Origin of the sequence: Streptomyces longisporoflavus (genome assembly GCF_014649775.1) — a bacterium.
Taxonomy (GTDB): Bacteria; Actinomycetota; Actinomycetes; order Streptomycetales; family Streptomycetaceae; genus Streptomyces; species Streptomyces longisporoflavus.
Map to the genome: position 1 here is coordinate 204,233 of NZ_BMTR01000012.1, position 15,528 is coordinate 219,760.

13 protein-coding genes are annotated in these 15,528 nt (G+C 69.2%); 7 read left to right on the forward strand and 6 right to left on the reverse strand.

Translation table 11 applies throughout. From position 1 onward, the window contains the following. Nucleotides 1–5 precede the first annotated feature (5 nt). Nucleotides 6–1,337, reverse strand: coding sequence for a molybdotransferase-like divisome protein Glp (gene glp, locus IE226_RS24900; RefSeq protein ID WP_229871519.1), 1,332 nt, complete (start codon nt 1,335–1,337; stop codon nt 6–8). A gap of 4 nt (nt 1,338–1,341) precedes the next feature. Then, nucleotides 1,342–2,271 (reverse strand): UTP--glucose-1-phosphate uridylyltransferase GalU, encoded by a 930-nt coding sequence (gene galU, locus IE226_RS24905; protein ID WP_190083575.1) that lies wholly within the window; start codon nt 2,269–2,271, stop codon nt 1,342–1,344. A 94-nt stretch (nt 2,272–2,365) separates the two neighbouring features. On the opposite strand from galU, the gene IE226_RS24910 reads away from it, so the two are divergent. Further along, the gene (locus IE226_RS24910; RefSeq protein ID WP_190083576.1) at nt 2,366–2,977 is read left to right on the forward strand and encodes a 5-formyltetrahydrofolate cyclo-ligase; all 612 of its coding nucleotides are present in this window, start codon (nt 2,366–2,368) and stop codon (nt 2,975–2,977) included. 70 nt (nt 2,978–3,047) lie between these two features. On the opposite strand, the gene IE226_RS24915 is transcribed toward IE226_RS24910, so the two are convergent. Next, nucleotides 3,048–5,804, reverse strand: a complete 2,757-nt coding sequence (locus IE226_RS24915) for a penicillin acylase family protein (protein WP_190083577.1) — start codon at nt 5,802–5,804, stop codon at nt 3,048–3,050. Between the two features lie 231 nt (nt 5,805–6,035). Here IE226_RS24915 and IE226_RS24920 point away from each other — a divergent pair, with 231 nt between their 5' ends. From IE226_RS24920 to mscL, 6 genes are all read left to right on the forward strand, one after another. Beyond that, complete coding sequence (locus IE226_RS24920) at nt 6,036–7,556, forward strand: potassium/proton antiporter (RefSeq protein WP_190083656.1); 1,521 nt, start codon at nt 6,036–6,038, stop codon at nt 7,554–7,556. A gap of 247 nt (nt 7,557–7,803) precedes the next feature. Further along, the gene (locus tag IE226_RS24925) at nt 7,804–9,069 is read left to right on the forward strand and encodes an MFS transporter (protein ID WP_190083578.1); all 1,266 of its coding nucleotides are present in this window, start codon (nt 7,804–7,806) and stop codon (nt 9,067–9,069) included. Between the two features lie 67 nt (nt 9,070–9,136). Continuing rightward, nucleotides 9,137–9,496, forward strand: coding sequence for an FmdB family zinc ribbon protein (locus tag IE226_RS24930; RefSeq protein ID WP_190083579.1), 360 nt, complete (start codon nt 9,137–9,139; stop codon nt 9,494–9,496). A gap of 133 nt (nt 9,497–9,629) precedes the next feature. Beyond that, entirely contained in the window at nt 9,630–10,460 is an 831-nt protein-coding gene (locus IE226_RS24935; RefSeq protein WP_190083657.1) for an S-methyl-5'-thioadenosine phosphorylase, read from the forward strand. A 180-nt stretch (nt 10,461–10,640) separates the two neighbouring features. Further along, nucleotides 10,641–11,222, forward strand: a complete 582-nt coding sequence (locus IE226_RS24940; protein ID WP_190083580.1) for a hypothetical protein — start codon at nt 10,641–10,643, stop codon at nt 11,220–11,222. Between the two features lie 150 nt (nt 11,223–11,372). Beyond that, nucleotides 11,373–11,915: a large conductance mechanosensitive channel protein MscL gene (gene mscL / locus IE226_RS24945; RefSeq protein ID WP_229871520.1), complete on the forward strand. Its 543-nt coding sequence runs from the start codon at nt 11,373–11,375 to the stop codon at nt 11,913–11,915. A gap of 7 nt (nt 11,916–11,922) precedes the next feature. Here mscL and IE226_RS24950 read toward each other — a convergent pair whose 3' ends face one another. From IE226_RS24950 to pflB, 3 genes are read right to left on the reverse strand one after another with little or no spacing between them, the layout of a single operon-like run. Next, on the reverse strand, nt 11,923–12,168 hold the full coding sequence (locus IE226_RS24950) for a hypothetical protein (RefSeq protein WP_190083582.1): 246 nt from the start codon (nt 12,166–12,168) through the stop codon (nt 11,923–11,925). Nucleotides 12,169–12,205: 37 nt separating this feature from the next. Then, the gene (gene pflA / locus IE226_RS24955) at nt 12,206–12,988 is read right to left on the reverse strand and encodes a pyruvate formate-lyase-activating protein (protein WP_190083583.1); all 783 of its coding nucleotides are present in this window, start codon (nt 12,986–12,988) and stop codon (nt 12,206–12,208) included. 18 nt (nt 12,989–13,006) lie between these two features. Next, nucleotides 13,007–15,274 carry a formate C-acetyltransferase gene (gene pflB, locus IE226_RS24960; RefSeq protein ID WP_190083584.1) on the reverse strand — a complete coding sequence of 756 codons (2,268 nt, stop codon included), beginning with the start codon at nt 15,272–15,274 and terminating at the stop codon, nt 13,007–13,009. Nucleotides 15,275–15,528: the final 254 nt, after the last annotated feature.

The window sequence follows — 15,528 nt, forward strand, 5'->3', positions numbered from 1 at the left end:
CACTCTCAGCCGAGCAGGACCACTTCGACGTCGGCGCCCGGCTCCACCGACGCGGTGTCCTCCGGGACGACGATCAGCGCGTTCGCGTGCGCCAGGGCCGCGACGAGGTGGGAGCCCGCGCCGCCCACGGGGCGCACGGTGCCCGCCTCCGCGTCGTACTGACCGCGCAGGAACTGCCGCTTTCCCGCGGGCGACGTCAGCGCCTTGTCGGCGGCGAGCTCCGCGCGCGCGGTGGGCCGGTGGACGTCGGGGAGGCCCATCAGGGCGCGCACCGCGGGACGCACGAAGATCTCGAAGGAGACGTACGACGACACGGGGTTGCCCGGCAGCGCGAGCAGCGGGGTGTGGTCGGGGCCGATGGAGCCGAAGCCCTGCGGCTTGCCCGGCTGCATGGCGAGCTTGCGGAACTCGATGCCGCTGCCGTCCTCGTCCTCGTCGCCGACCGAGGAGAGGGCTTCCTTCACGACGTCGTACGCGCCGACGCTGACGCCGCCCGTGGTGACGACGAGGTCGGCGCGGATCAGCTGGTCCTCGATGGTGGAGCGCAGTGTCTCGGCGTCGTCGGCGACCGCGCCGACGCGGTAGGCGATCGCTCCGGCCTCGCGGGCCGCCGCGGTGAGGGCGAAGCTGTTGGAGTCGAAGATCTGCCCCTCGGCCAATTCCTCGCCGGGCTGGACCAGTTCGCTGCCGGTGGACATGACGACCACGCGGGGGCGCGGGCGCACCTTGACCGTGCCGCGGCCGATCGCGGCGAGCAGGCCGATCTGCGGGGCGCCGAGGACCGTGCCCGCGGTCAGGGCGCGGTCGCCGGCCCGGACGTCGCTGCCACGCGCCCGCACGTGCGCGCGTGCCTCCGCGGGGCGGTGCACGCGGACCTCGCCGGAAGCTCCCTCGGGGGCGGCGCTGTGCGCGCGCATCCCGGAGACGGGGCCTTCGCCGAGGCCTCCGTCGGTCCACTCCACGGGGACGACCGCCTCGGCGCCGGGCGGGAGCGGGGCGCCGGTCATGATGCGTGCGGCCTGGCCCGCGCCGACTTCCGGCTGCTCGCCCTGGCCGGCGGCCACGTCACCGATGACGGTGAGGACGGCGGGGAACTCCTCGCTCGCGCCCGCGATGTCGGCGACCCGGACCGCGTAACCGTCCATGGAGCTGTTGTCGAAGGGCGGCAGCGAGACGGGCACCGTGACGTCCTCGACGAGGACGCAGCCCTGGGCGTCGAGGAGTTGGAGCTCGATGGGCTCCAGGGGCCGGACGGATCCGAGGATGTCGTCCAGGTGCTCGCTCACCGACCAGACGTGGTCCTGGCCGGTGACTTCGGTCGTCGCGCTGCTGCTCAAAGTGCTACATCTCCTCGGACACGTAACTGCGAAGCCAGGCCTGGAAGTCCGGGCCCAGGTCTTCACGTTCGCACGCGAGTCTGACAATGGCACGCAGATAGTCGCCCCGGTCGCCGGTGTCATAGCGGCGGCCCTTGAAGACGACGCCGTGCACGGGGCCGCCGGCCTTCCCCGCGACATCATCCGCTGATTGATACTGCGCCGCGAGCTGCTGGAGGGCGTCGGTGAGCTGGATCTCGCCGCCTCGGCCCGGCTCGGTCTTGCGCAGTATGTCGAAGACGTGCGGGTCAAGGACGTACCGGCCGATGATGGCGTAGTTGCTGGGGGCGTCCGCGGCGTCGGGCTTCTCGACCAGACCGGTGATCTCGACGACGTCGCTGTCGTCGGTCGGCTTCACCGCCGCGCAGCCGTAGAGGTGGATCTGCTCCGGGGCCACCTCCATGAGGGCGATGACGCTGCCGCCGTGCCGCTCCTGGACGTCGACCATGCGGGCGAGCAGCGGGTCGCGCGGGTCGATCAGGTCGTCGCCGAGGAGCACCGCGAAGGGTTCGTTGCCGACGTGCGGGGCGGCGCACAGGACGGCGTGACCGAGTCCCCTGGGGTCGCCCTGGCGTACGTAGTGCATGGTCGCGAGGTCGCTGGACTCCTGGACCTTCGCGAGACGCGCCTCGTCGCCCTTCTTCAGGAGGGCGGACTCCAGTTCGTAGTTGCGGTCGAAGTGGTCCTCGAGGGGCCGCTTGTTGCGGCCCGTGATCATGAGGACGTCGTCGAGGCCGGCGGAGGCGGCCTCCTCGACCACGTACTGGATCGCCGGCTTGTCGACGACCGGCAGCATCTCCTTCGGAGTGGCCTTGGTGGCCGGCAGGAACCGGGTGCCGAGACCTGCTGCGGGGATGACAGCCTTGCTGATCCGCGGGGGGTGAGACTCAGTCATGTCCGTAACCATAACCGGTGAGTATGTGCGAAATCTGTGTCTCAGGACATTTTGTTCTCATATGAGCGCACCTGGAAGGATTTGTGAGCGCACCATGCAAGAAACCGGCCCCGCCGAGCCAACCAAGCGCACGTTGCGCGGAGAAATCCTCGCGGTGAGACGCCGGTTGACTAGGGATGACGCGCAGAAGGCCGCCGCGGTTCTCGCCGACCGCGCACTGGATCTGCCGGAGCTCTCCGGAGCGCGCACGGTCGCGGCGTACGTCTCCGTGGGGAGCGAACCGGGGACGCGCGCGCTCCTGGACGCGCTCCACGCGCGCGGGACGCGGGTCCTGCTGCCGGTGCTCATGGAGGACAACGACCTGGACTGGGCGGCCTATGCGGGCGCGGACTCGCTGGCCCGCGTACAACACCCCGGAAAGATCGAGCTCTTGGAGCCCTCCGGGGCGCGGCTCGGCCCCGATGCCGTCGTGGCGGCGGACGCCGTGCTGCTGCCGGGCCTGGCCGTGGACGAGGGCGGCATGCGGCTCGGGCGCGGCGGCGGGTCGTACGACAGGGTGCTCGCCCGGCTCGGGCGGGCCGGGGCCGATCCCGCCCTGGTGGTGCTCCTGTACGACACGGAGGTCGTCGCCCGCGTCCCCCGGGAGCCGCACGACAAGCCCGTGCACGCGGTGGTGACCCCGTCGGGAGCCCGCCGCTTCCGTTGAGGTCACGCAGTACCGAAAAGGGCCCTCCACGCGCGCGTGGAGGGCCCTTTTCGGTGGTGCGGGTGTCAGCTCACGGCCGCAGCACCAGCGTGTCGTTCGTGCTGTTCTTGACGGCGTCCTCCGAGTAGGACCACGGCAGCAGCTCGCCCTTGACCCACTTGTTGGTCTGGTCGGTGTAGTGCGCGCTGTAGGCGTGCCCCGAAGCCCCGGTGAGGTTGATCCACTTGGACTTGTCGAAGTCGTCGAGGTTCACCACCATGCGCATCGACGGCACCCACTGCACGCCGTAGCCGCCCGCCGCGTTCCAGCCGGTGGCGTTGACCGCCGCCTCGCCGCCGCCCAGCTTGAACGGGCCGCGGTTGAGCATGAACTGGAGCCAGCCGGGGCCTTCGACGCCCAGGGTCTGGTTCTTCAGGGTCAGCCGGTGCAGGCGGCCCCAGCTCCAGGTGTCGACGTCCTTGCCGAGCTTGGCCGTCAGGTCCCAGCGCGCGTCCTCCATGGCCCGGCCGAAGAGCTGGTCGCGGGTCTTGGTGGCGGAGTCCGTGCGGGTCTTGGGCGACTTCCACCAGTCGTTGTCCTCGTCGTCGAGGATCGACCGGATCACTTCGTAGTAGCGGTCGCCGCCGTCGGGCTGCGCGGATTCCGCGTCCCGCTGGCCGCACTCGCGCACCGGCTCGGCCTCGTCGGCCGGGCCCGTGTTGCCGGCCGGCTCGACGTTCAGGCACTGGCCCTTGACCCGCAGCTCCTTGGGCAGCTTGTTGCCGATGGAGAGCTTGAGGATGTTGCGCCAGACCGAGTTGAAGTACGCGGCTGCCGCCGAGTCGGCGTCCTGGGTGTAGTCCCAGCCCTCCAGGAGCTTCTGCGCCTCGCGGACGTAGCTGTCCTTGACGTCGATCTTGAGCAGCTTGGGCACGAGCAGCTTGGCGATCTCGCTGCTGTTGTCCATCTGCATCGTGCGCATGTCCTCGGTGGAGACCTTCCCACCGTTCTTGATCTTCGACTGGATCAGATCGGTGATGCGCTGGCTGCGCGCCCCGTAGCCCCAGTCCGCCGTGAGCTTGTACGGGTAGTCCTTGCCGATGACGGCCTGGTTGGCGGTCACGATGTAACCCCGCTCGGGGTCGTACTCGTAGGGCAGCGCGGACTGCGGGATGTAGCCGGTCCAGCGGTAGTCGGAGTCCCAGCCGGGCGCGGGCAGCGCGCCGTCGCCCTTGCCCCGGACCGGGATCTTGCCCGGTGCCTGGTAGCCGATGTGGCCGTCGCGGTCCGCGTAGATCAGGTTCTGCGAGGGCACTTCAAAAGAAGCGGCCGCCTTGCGGAAGCCCGCGAAGTCCTTCGCCTTGTTGAGCTCGAAGACAGCGTCCATCGACTTGCCGGGCTTCAGCGCGGTCCAGCGCAGCGAGACTCCGTAGCCGTCGCCCCGGTCGGGGGCGGCGCTGTCGACGGTGGCCTTCTTGCCGACCTTCACCAGTTCGTCGTCGCGGTCGGAGAGCAGGGGGCCGTTGTCGGTCTCCCGGACGGTGATCTTCTTCGGCTTGCCGCCGGCGACCTTGATGGTCTCCACCCGGGTCTTGAAGGGCAGCACCTTGTCGTCGTACGCGTAGCCGTCGCCCTCGAACTTCTCGAGGTAGAGGTCGGTGACGTCGGCGCCGAGGTTCGTCATGCCCCAGGCGATGTCCTTGTTGTGGCCGATGACCACGCCGGGCATCCCCGCGAAGGTGTAGCCCGAGACGTCGTACTGGCAGTCCTTGGAGAGCGACCGGCAGTGCAGGCCCATCTGGTACCAGGTGGAGGGCAGCTGGGGCGACAGGTGCGGGTCGTTGGCCAGGAGGGGCTTTCCGGTGATCGTGTGGTCACCGGAGACCACCCAGGAGTTGGAGCCGATGCCGTTGCCGTTCGGGCCGAGGCCCGCGTCCGGGACGCTGTCCAGGATGTCGGAGAGGCCCGACAGCTGGGACTGGAGTCCGTCGGGGGCCTGGGCGTTGCCCGCGAGGCCCGTGCCGGCCGCGCCGTCGGTCTGCGACTGCGACTGGCTGCCCGCGCTGCCCTTGCCGTCGTACTCATCGGTGGCGCTGTTGAGGGCGCCCTCCTGGACGATGGGCTTGTTCCGGGCGTACGGGTAAGCCGGGTAGAGGTCCTTGATCTGCGACGGGCCAAGGCGGCTGGTCATCAGGGAGCGGTCGATCTCGTCCTGCATGTTGCCGCGCAGGTCCCAGGCCATGGCCTTGAGCCACGCCACCGAGTCGACGGGGGTCCACTCCTGCGGCGCGTAGTCGTTGGTGAAGCCGAGCGCGGCGTACTCCAGGGAGATGTCCTTGCCGCTCTTGCCCTTCAAGTAGGCGTTGACTCCCTTGGAGTACGCCTGGAGGTACTTCTTCGTCTTCGGCGAGAGTTTGGAGTCGTACTCCTTCTGCGCCACCCGGTGCCAGCCGAGCGTCCGCAGGAACTCGTCGGTCTTCACCTGGCTCTTGCCGAACATCTCGGAGAGGCGGCCGGAGGTCGTATGACGGCGGACGTCCATCTCCCAGAAGCGGTCCTGGGCCTGGACGAAGCCCTGTGCCATGAAGAGGTCGGCGTCGGACTCGGCGTAGATCTGCGGGATGCCGTTGCCGTCGCGCTTCACGTCCACGGGGCCGGAGAGACCGTCGAGCTTGATCGTCCCCTTCGTCTGCGGGAAGGAGGCGCGCACCGTGTCGACGCTCCAGTAGGCGCCGTAACCGATGCCCGCCACGATGGCCAGGACCAGGACGATCACGATGAGGCGGGCTCGGCGCCCCTTCTTCTTGCCGGACTTATGACCGGAAGAGGCGGTGGTATTCGAGGGCATCGCTGTCCTTGCTGTCCTTACGCGAGCGGCAGGGCTGGCTGGGCGGTGGTGGGAGCGCTGGAGCAACTGTAGGCGCAGGGCACTGTGGCCTCGGACGCGGAGTCTGGAACCTACACGGCGTCAGGAAACTACATGGCGGCGTATCGCATGAGCGTTCGAAGGCATCAAGGAAGCGTTAACAATTAGGTAAGGTAACGAAGTACTTGGCTCGCGCGCTGGAAGGAACGGCCCCTGACTGTCCACGACCTCAACCAGCTTCTGCTCATCTGCTCGCTCGTCCTGCTCGTCGCCGTGGCGGCGGTCCGCATCTCGTCGCGCAGCGGTCTCCCGAGCCTGCTTCTGTATCTCGGCATCGGCGTTGCCATGGGCCAGGACGGCGTCGGCAACCTGAGCTTCAACAATGCCGAACTGACGCAGGTCATAGGCTATGCGGCGCTCGTCGTGATCCTGGCCGAGGGCGGCCTCGGCACGAAGTGGAAAGAGATCAAACCCGCTCTGCCCGCGGCCGCCGTCCTCTCGCTCGCCGGCATCGCGGTGAGCGTCGGCGTGACCGCGGCGGGCGCCCACTACCTGGTCGGCCTGGAGTGGCGACAGGCGCTCATCATCGGCGCGGTGGTCTCCTCGACGGACGCGGCGGCGGTCTTCTCCGTGCTGCGCAAGGTACCGCTGCCCTCGCGCGTGACGGGCATCCTGGAAGCTGAATCCGGGTTCAACGACGCCCCCGTGGTGATCCTGGTCGTGGCCTTCTCCGCGGCGGGTCCCGTGGAGCACTGGTACATCCTCGTCGCCGAGATCGCCCTGGAGCTGGCGATCGGTGCCGCGATCGGCATCGCGGTGGGCTGGCTCGGCGCCTACGGCCTGCGGCACGTGGCACTGCCCGCGTCCGGCCTCTACCCCATCGCCGTGATGGCCATCGCGGTCGCCGCCTACGCCGCCGGAGCCATGGCGCACGGCAGTGGATTCCTCGCCGTCTACCTCGCCTCGATGGTCCTCGGCAACGCCAAGCTGCCGCACTGGCCCGCGACGCGCGGCTTCGCCGAAGGGCTCGGCTGGATCGCGCAGATCGGCATGTTCGTCCTGCTCGGCCTCCTGGTCACCCCGCACGACCTGCTCGACGACACCTGGCCCGCGATCATCATCGGCTTGATCCTGACCATGGTGGCCAGACCACTGGGGGTCATCGCCAGCCTGCTGCCGTTCCGCATGCCCTGGCAGGAGAAGGCCCTGATGTCCTGGGCGGGGCTGCGCGGAGCCGTGCCCATCATCCTGGCCACGATCCCGATGGTGAACGGCGTCGACGACAGCCAGCGGATCTTCAACATCGTCTTCGTACTGGTCGTCGTCTACACCCTCATCCAGGGGCCCACGCTGCCCTGGCTGGCCAAGAAGCTGCGCCTCGGCGACTCCTCCGGCGCCGCCGACCTGGGCATCGAGTCGGCTCCCCTGGAGCGCCTTCGCGGACATCTGCTCTCGGTGGGCATCCCGAAGGGGTCACGGATGCACGGCGTCGAGGTGGGCGAGCTGCGGATGCCCGCGGGGGCGGCGGTCACCCTCGTCGTTCGCAACGGCGAATCGTTCGTGCCGCAGCCCACGACCGTGCTGCAGCGCGGTGACGAGCTTCTGGTGGTCGCGACCGACCCGGTGCGGGACGCGGCGGAGAAGCGGCTGCGGGCGGTCGGACAAGGCGGAAAGCTGGCCGGATGGCTGGGAACCGCTGGTCAGGAGCCGGAAGGGCGGGGCAATCGCAGGTGACGGGCGCCTCAATCTCGGTATTCACAGGTCGATAGAGGCAACTCCCTGTACGATGAAGGCACACTTCTTCTGTACCGAATGATCGAACCAACTCTGTCTGAAGCAGAGCTGGCGCCGACCGTATGGCGGCCGCGTGCCCCCGCAGTGGGCAACCGGCATCTACCGCAGTCCTGCGCTAGAGGACAGCTCTCGGCGCCGCCGCCCTGACCAGGGGGCCGCGCTACCAGGCAGCAGAAAGGCACGGGCCGTGGCATCCACGGTCACCTCCCGCCCCGGATACGGACAGCTGCTGCGCACCCGCGGCGCCTGGACGTTTCTCCTGCCCGGCTTCGCGGCGCGACAGCCCTTCGCGATGCTGACCATCTCCATCGTCCTGCTGGTGCAGCACACCACCGGGTCGTACGGCGCCGCCGGCGCCGTATCCGCCGTCACCGGCGTGTCCATGGCGGTGTTCGCCCCCTTCGGCGGCAAGCTCGCCGACCGGTTCGGGCAGCGCGCCGTCCTGGTGCCCGGCGTGCTCGTCCACACCGCTTCGGTGCTCACGCTGACGGTGCTCGCGCTCTCCGATGCCCCCTTGTGGGCGCTTTTCGTGGCGGCGGTGCCCACCGGCGCCTCGCAGCCGCAGATCAGCCCCATGGTGCGGGCCCGCTGGGGCGTCAAGCTCCAGGACTCCCCGCTGGCGAACACGGCGGCCGCCTTCGAGTCGGTCACGGACGAGCTGACGTTCGTCCTCGGCCCGCTCTTCGCGACCGCGCTGTGCACCACCATCGACCCGGCGGCCGGACTCTTCACTGAGGCCGGACTCACCCTGGTGGGCGGCCTGCTGTTCGCCGCACAGAAGAGCACCCAGCCGAAGCCCGCCACCCGCGAGGAGCACGCGCGCGTGGAGCACGTCTCCGCGCTGCGCATCCCCGGTGTGCGGGTCCTCATCGTGACCTTCCTGGGCATCGGCGCCGTCTTCGGCGGCATGCAGGTCTCACTGGCCGCCTTCACCGAGTCGATCGGCGAACCCGGCCTGAACGGCGTCCTGTACGGCACGTTCGCCGCGGGCAACATGCTCTCCGGCCTCGTCTGCGGCGCCATCGCCTGGAAGATCGCCCCGCAGCGGCGGCTCGTCGTCGCGTACACGGCCCTGACCCTGATGGCGTCCGGGCTGTGGGCCGCGCACTCCGTGCTGCTGCTCGCCGGGCTCGGTCTCCTGGTCGGCGTCTGCATCGCGCCCGCGCTGATCACCGGCTACACGCTGGTGGACCGGCTCGTCGCCCCGAGCGGCCGTACCGAGGCGTTCACCTGGCTCACCGGTGCCGTCGCGCTCGGCCAGGCGGCCGCCGTCACGGTCGCCGGACAGCTGGAGGACCGGCTCTGGGACGGCGCCGGGTTCCTGGTGCCGCTCGGCGGTACGGCGCTGGCGCTCGCGGTGCTCGTGACGCTGCGCTCGCGGCTCGTCCCGCGGTCCGCCGGACGCACCGTGGCACGTGGCGTCGGTCACCGCGAGCCGGTCGCGGTGGACTGATCCCGCGGAATAGGTCACTATGGACCGTCGTTAGCACTCAATGAGTGAGAGTGCCAGGAGGAAGCAAGTGCCGACGTACCAGTACCAGTGCACCGAATGCGGCGAAGGCCTCGAGGCGGTGCAGAAGTTCACTGATGACGCCTTGACCGTGTGCCCCAGCTGCGACGGACGCCTCAAGAAGGTGTTCTCGGCCGTCGGCATCGTATTCAAGGGCTCCGGTTTCTACCGCAACGACAGCCGCGGCTCGTCGTCGAGCAGCACGCCGTCGCCGGCGTCCGCCTCGAAGTCCTCGGACTCCAAGTCGTCGGACTCCAAGACCTCCGCGAGCGCTTCGTCGTCCTCCTCGTCGAGTTCGTCGGGCTCGGACTCGAAGTCCTCGGGCTCGTCGGCCGGTTCGTCGAGCACGTCCAGCTCCTCGGCCGCCTAGGTCCTTCTCAGTTCTTGCTCCAAGTCCCCGCTGTCGTACGACAGCGGGGACTTCGGCGTGCTCTCGCCCGTCCCTTCGCCCGGTTAATGTGCTCGGCATGGTGAATACGGCGAGTGCTGGTGCGGGGGACGCGATGCGGGCCGAGATCGGCGTCATCGGCGGTTCCGGCTTCTACTCCTTCCTCGACAACGTGACCGAGCTCCAGGTCGACACCCCCTACGGAGCGCCGAGCGACTCCCTCTTCGTCGGCGAGCTCGCCGGCCGACGAGTCGCGTTCCTGCCCCGGCACGGCCGCGGCCACCATCTGCCGCCGCATCGCATCAACTACCGCGCCAACCTCTGGGCGCTGCGCTCCGTGGGCGTACGGCAGGTCCTCGGCCCCTGTGCGGTGGGCGGGCTGCGGCCCGAGTTCGGGCCGGGCACGCTGCTGGTGCCCGATCAGCTCGTGGACCGTACGAAGACGCGTACGCAGACGTACTTCGACGGGGTGCCGCTGCCGGACGGAAGCATTCCGAACGTCGTGCACGTGTCGCTGGCCGACCCGTACTGCCCCGTCGGGCGCGGCGCGGCGCTGAAGGCGGCGCGCGGGCGGGAGTGGGAGCCGGTGGACGGCGGAACCCTCGTGGTGATCGAAGGGCCGCGGTTCTCGACGCGGGCCGAATCGGTGTGGCACGCGGCGCAGGGCTGGTCGGTGGTGGGCATGACCGGGCATCCCGAGGCCGTGCTCGCCCGTGAACTGGAACTCTGCTACACGTCATTGACGCTGGTCACGGACCTGGACGCGGGTGCGGAGAGCGGGGAGGGCGTCTCGCACGAGGAAGTGCTCCAGGTGTTCGCGGCGAACGTGGACCGGCTGCGGGCGGTGCTGTTCGACGCGGTGGCGGGGCTGCCGGCGGAGAGCGAGCGGGACTGTTCTTGTGCGGGGGCGCTGGGCGGGATGGAGCCGGGGATCCGGCTGCCGTGAGGCGTTTGGAGAGCGCTCGGCGCACGTCTGGAGCCGGTCGGAACTTCGCCTTCGGGTGAGGGAGTTGTCCACAACCGGCGAGTAGTGCACGGGGCTCAGCGGGATTCGGTGCGGGCCTGCATCGTGAGAGCGGAAGGCAAGATCCTCAGCTCCTCCGACTCTCCGCAGGTGGTGGCCGTCGTGACGCACGTTCCCTCTCCCCCGACCCCCTTTACGTCTCCCGCTTCCTCTCCCGCTTCCCCTCCCGCGCGGGACGCTCCCCCGCCGTGCCCCGTGCCGCACTTCTCCCCCGTGCGTGTGCGGGGCGGGCGGCACCGGCTGCGAAGGCTGCTGCGGCACAAGCGGCGGGCCGTGGCCGTGGGGCTCGCGGTGACGGCGGCCGGGCTCGTGGCCGCCGGGCCGCGGGACGCCGAGCGGGCGGGGCCTCGGGAGCGTCCTGCAGTGGCCGCGACACCCTCGCCGGAGTCGGAGCAGAGGCGTCGGCCGGCCGCCGCGGTGACTGCGCCGGTGCGGATCGCGGACGCGGAGACGGTGCGGCTGCTGCACCGGGGCGACCGGGTCGATGTCGTCGGCGCCGACGGCTCGGTGTCACGGGTGGTGGCAGCCGGCGCCCGGGTCGTCGACGTGCCGGAGCCTCAGGAGGGCGCGGACGCAGGCGCGGCCGAGGCGGGGGCGCTGGTCGTACTCTCCGTGCCGCGGGCGACGGCGGCAAAGCTCGCCGGAGCGGGAGCGAGCATGCGTCTGGCGGTGACGCTGTGCTGATCGACGTTGGGCCGATTCACAGCGTGTGCAACTGCACTGACATCCTGTCAAGTCGCTCATTCGTGTTGTCCAATTGGACAGTCCTACCAGGCCCTGACGTAGTTTGCGAAGCTGTTTGTTTCACGAACTGCACTTGCAACGAAAGGCCTCGTGGTGAGCGAGAAGAGCGAACCGAGTCTCTGGGACGGCTTCAAGGCCTTCCTGATGCGCGGGAATGTCATCGACCTTGCGGTCGCGGTGGTCATCGGCGCCGCGTTCACGAACATCGTGAACTCCGTCGTCAAGGGTGTCATCAACCCGCTGGTCGGTGCCTTCGGTACGAAGGACCTCAATCACTACAGCTCGTGTCTGAAGGCCCCGTGCAAGACGGCGGCCGACGGGACGGTCGAGAGCGGCATCCCGATCATGTGGGGCTCGGTCCTCAGCGCCACCCTCAGCTTCCTGATCACCGCGGCCGTCGTCTACTTCCTCATGGTGCTGCCCATGGCCAAGTACCTCGCGCGCCAGGCCGCGCGGAAGGCCGAGAAGGAGGGCACGCAGGAGGTCATCGAGGTCTCGGAGCTGGAGGTCCTCAAGGAGATCCGCGACGCCCTGGTGGCGCAGCGCGGCTCTGGTCCCGGCGAGCCCGGCGCTGGGCCGGATGGGCTTGGTTCGGGGCCCGGTGGGCTTGGTTCGGGGCCCGACGCGCGGTAGAGAGGGCTCAGAGGTGGTGGGGCGGCTTCTCGTCGAGGAAGCGCGCCAGGTCGGCGGCGCTGTCGCTGCCTGCCGACGGCCGCTCGCCCCACCCGCGGTCGGTGTCGTCCGAGGACTGCTGCGACAGGGGGTCGTCGAAGACCAGGGCGTTCTTCGGCTTCTTCGGCTTCTTGGCCTTCTTCGCCGCCGAGGAGTCCTCCGGGGTCTTCGACTGCTTCGGGTCGCGCGGCTCGGGGGCGGGGGCTGTGCTCATGCATCCAGGGTACGGCCGTGCGGCAGAGCGGCGGCCGTCAGACGGCATTGAGCCCCTGAGCTGCGAAGATCTCCCTGGCGGTGGCCACCTGCCGCGCTGTGGGCGAGGGGGTGTCGCGCAGGGTGAAGTCCTTGCCGAGAGCGGCCCATTTCCCCTCGCCCAGCTTGTGGAAGGGCAGCACGTCGACGCGGGAGACGTTGCCGAGCGAGGCGGCGAAGCGGGCGACGCCCTCGATGTTGTCCGGGTCGTCGGTCAGGCCGGGGACGAGGACGAAGCGCACCCAGACGTCCTTGCCGCCGTCGGCGAGGCGCCGGGCGAAGTCAAGAGTGGGCCGCAGCGGGCGCCCGGTGACTTTCTTGTACGTGTCGCGGTCCCGGGACTTGATGTCGAGGAGCACCAGGTCGGCGTCCCGGAGCAGGGCGTCGGTGGCGCGTACGCCGAGGAATCCGCTGGTGTCGAGGGCGGTGTGCAGGCCGAGATCGTGCTTGAGGCGGTGCAGCAGTTCGCCGGTGAACACGGGCTGCAGCAGGGGTTCCCCGCCGCTGACGGTGGCTCCGCCACCCGCCGCCGAGATGAACTTCGTGTACTTGGCGGCTTCCGCGAGCACGTCGTCAGCGGTGGTCCGCTTCCCGTCGCGCATCCGCCAGGTGTCGGGGTTGTGGCAGTAGAGGCAGGTCAGCGGGCAGCCCGAGAGGAACGTGACGAAGCGGGTGCCGGGGCCGTCGACTCCGGTGGACAGGTCCCAGGAGTGGAGGAATCCGGTGACGGGGCGCCGGGTGACGGCGGCCGCCGGGGTCGCGGTGTCGGTCAGGGTCGTCATGGCAGGACTCCGGGTGGCTCAGAGGGAGCCGTGGAAGGTGCGGTTGATGACGTCGAGCTGCTGGTCGCGGGTCAGGCGGATGAAGTTGACCGCGTAGCCGGAGACCCGGATGGTCAGCTGCGGATAGTTCTCCGGGTGCTCCATGGCGTCCTCCAGGGTCGCCTTGTCGAGCACGTTGACGTTCATGTGGAAGCCGTCGCTGGCCGTGAAGCCGTCGAGGACTCCGGAGAGGTTCTGGATCCGCTCGCCGGGGGTGCGGCCCAGGGCGTCGGGCGTGATGGTGTTGGTGAGCGAGATGCCGTCCTCGGCGTCGTCGTAGTCGAGCTTGGCGACCGACAGCGCGGAGGCGATGTAGCCGTGCTCGTCACGGCCGTTCATCGGGTTGGCGCCAGGGGCGAACGGCTCGCCCGAGCGGCGGCCGTCGGGGGTGTTGCCGGTCTTCTTGCCGTAGACGACGTTCGAGGTGATCGTCAGGACGGACTGGGTGTGCACCGCGTTGCGGTAGGTCGGGTGCTGCCGGATCTTGCCCATGAAGTCCGAGACGATCCGGCGGGCGATGTGGTCGGCCCGCTCGTCGTTGTTGCCGTAGGCGGGGTAGTCGCCCTCGATCTCGTAGTCGACGGCGAGTCCCGTCTCGTCGCGGATGACCCTGACCCTGGCGTGCTTGACGGCGGAGAGCGAGTCGGCGGCGACCGAGAGGCCCGCGATGCCGCATGCCATCGTGCGCAGGATGTCCTGGTCGTGCAGCGCCATCTCGATGCGCTCGTAGGCGTACTTGTCGTGCATGTAGTGGATGACGTTCAGGGCGTGGACGTACGTCTTGGCGAGCCAGCCGAGCATCGCGTCGTAGCGCTCGACGAGGGTGTCGTAGTTGTCGTGGTCCAGGTACTCGCCCTCGATGGGCTCGAAGCCCTCGACGACGCGCTTGCCGGTCTTCTCGTCCCGGCCGCCGTTGATGGCGTAGAGCAGGGCCTTGGCGACGTTGACACGGGCGCCGAAGAACTGCATCTGCTTGCCGACCGCCATCGCCGACACACAGCAGGCGATCGCCGTGTCGTCGCCGTACTTGGGGCGCATCAGGTCGTCGGACTCGAACTGGATGGCCGAGGTGTCGATGGCGACCTTGGCGGCGAAGTCCTTGAAACCCTTGGGAAGGCCCCGCGACCAGAAGACCGTCAGGTTCGGCTCGGGGGCCGGGCCCAGGTTGTAGAGGGTCTGCAGGGCGCGGAAGGTGGTGCGGGATACCAGCGGACGGCCGTCATCGCCGATGCCGGCCATCGACCAGGTGACCCAGGTCGGGTCGCCGGAGTAGAGCTCGTTGTACTCGGGGGTGCGCAGGAAGCGGACGATGCGGAGCTTGATGACGAAGTCGTCGATGAATTCCTGGGCCTCGGTCTCGGTGATGCGGCCGGACTCGATGTCGCGCTGGAGGTAGATGTCGAGGAAGTTGTCGATGCGGCCGATCGACATGGCCGCGCCGTTCTGCTCCTTCACGGCGGCCAGGTAGGCGAAGTAGAGCCACTGGACAGCCTCGCGGCCGGTGGTGGCGGGGCCGGAGATGTCGTGGCCGTACGCCATCGCCATGGCCTTCAGTTCGCCGAGGGCCTTGATCTGCTCGGAGGTCTCCTCGCGGGCGCGGATGACGTCCTCGGTGGGCCACTCCTGGCCGAGCCGTGCCTTGTCGGCTTCCTTCTCGGCGATGAGGCGGTCCACTCCGTAGAGGGCGACGCGGCGGTAGTCGCCGATGATGCGGCCGCGGCCGTAGGCGTCGGGCAGGCCGGTGATGATGCCGGAGGAGCGGCAGGCGCGGATTTCGGGGGTGTAGGCGTCGAAGACACCTTCGTTGTGGGTCTTGCGGAGGTGCGTGTAGACCTCCTTGACCTCGGGGTCTGCCTCGTAGCCATAGGCGTTGAGTGCGCCTTCGACCATCCGCCAGCCGCCGTTGGGCATGATGGCGCGCTTCAGCGGGGCGTCGGTCTGGAGGCCGACGATGAGGTCCAGGTCGGCGTCGACGTAGCCGGGCCGGAAGGCGTCGATGCGGGACGGGGTCTTCGCGTCGACGTCGTGGATGCCGCGTTCGTTCTCCGAGGGGAACATCGACAGGAGCTTCTGCCAGACCCGCGTGGTGCGTTCGGTCGGTCCTGCCAGGAAGGAGGCGTCGCCCTCGTACGGGGTGTAGTTCTGCTGCACGAAGTCGCGGACGTCGACCGCGTCCCGCCACAGACCGCCCTTGAAGCCGTCCCATGCCTCGCCGTGCACTGTCGTTTCCGTAGGAGTGGCAGTCATCGCCGGCACCTTCCGAATCGCCGTTTCGCTGTACTTCCATTGCACTGCGATGTGATCGAGCAGGGGCTCCGCAATGGACCCCATTTCGGGACCGGAGGTCCCTTCTCGCCGCATCGAGAACCCAGCACACCCGCCCTGACCTGGAGATTCTTTCGGGACCTTGGACCCAAGTTCGCTTGTGAATGCATTCACAAGAATGTGCGGGGGCGTCCTGCGGTACGGGCCCCGAACATGCGAAGGGGCCGGGTGCTCCC

Coding starts and splice junctions, on each gene's coding strand:
- galU (WP_190083575.1), bottom strand. CDS start 2,271: ATGACTGAGTCTCACCCCCCGCGGATCAGCAAGGCTGTCATCCCCGCA.
- IE226_RS24910 (WP_190083576.1), top strand. CDS start 2,366: ATGCAAGAAACCGGCCCCGCCGAGCCAACCAAGCGCACGTTGCGCGGA.
- IE226_RS24915 (WP_190083577.1), bottom strand. CDS start 5,804: ATGCCCTCGAATACCACCGCCTCTTCCGGTCATAAGTCCGGCAAGAAG.
- IE226_RS24935 (WP_190083657.1), top strand. CDS start 9,630: ATGCGGGCCGAGATCGGCGTCATCGGCGGTTCCGGCTTCTACTCCTTC.
- IE226_RS24950 (WP_190083582.1), bottom strand. CDS start 12,168: ATGAGCACAGCCCCCGCCCCCGAGCCGCGCGACCCGAAGCAGTCGAAG.
- pflA (WP_190083583.1), bottom strand. CDS start 12,988: ATGACGACCCTGACCGACACCGCGACCCCGGCGGCCGCCGTCACCCGG.
- pflB (WP_190083584.1), bottom strand. CDS start 15,274: ATGACTGCCACTCCTACGGAAACGACAGTGCACGGCGAGGCATGGGAC.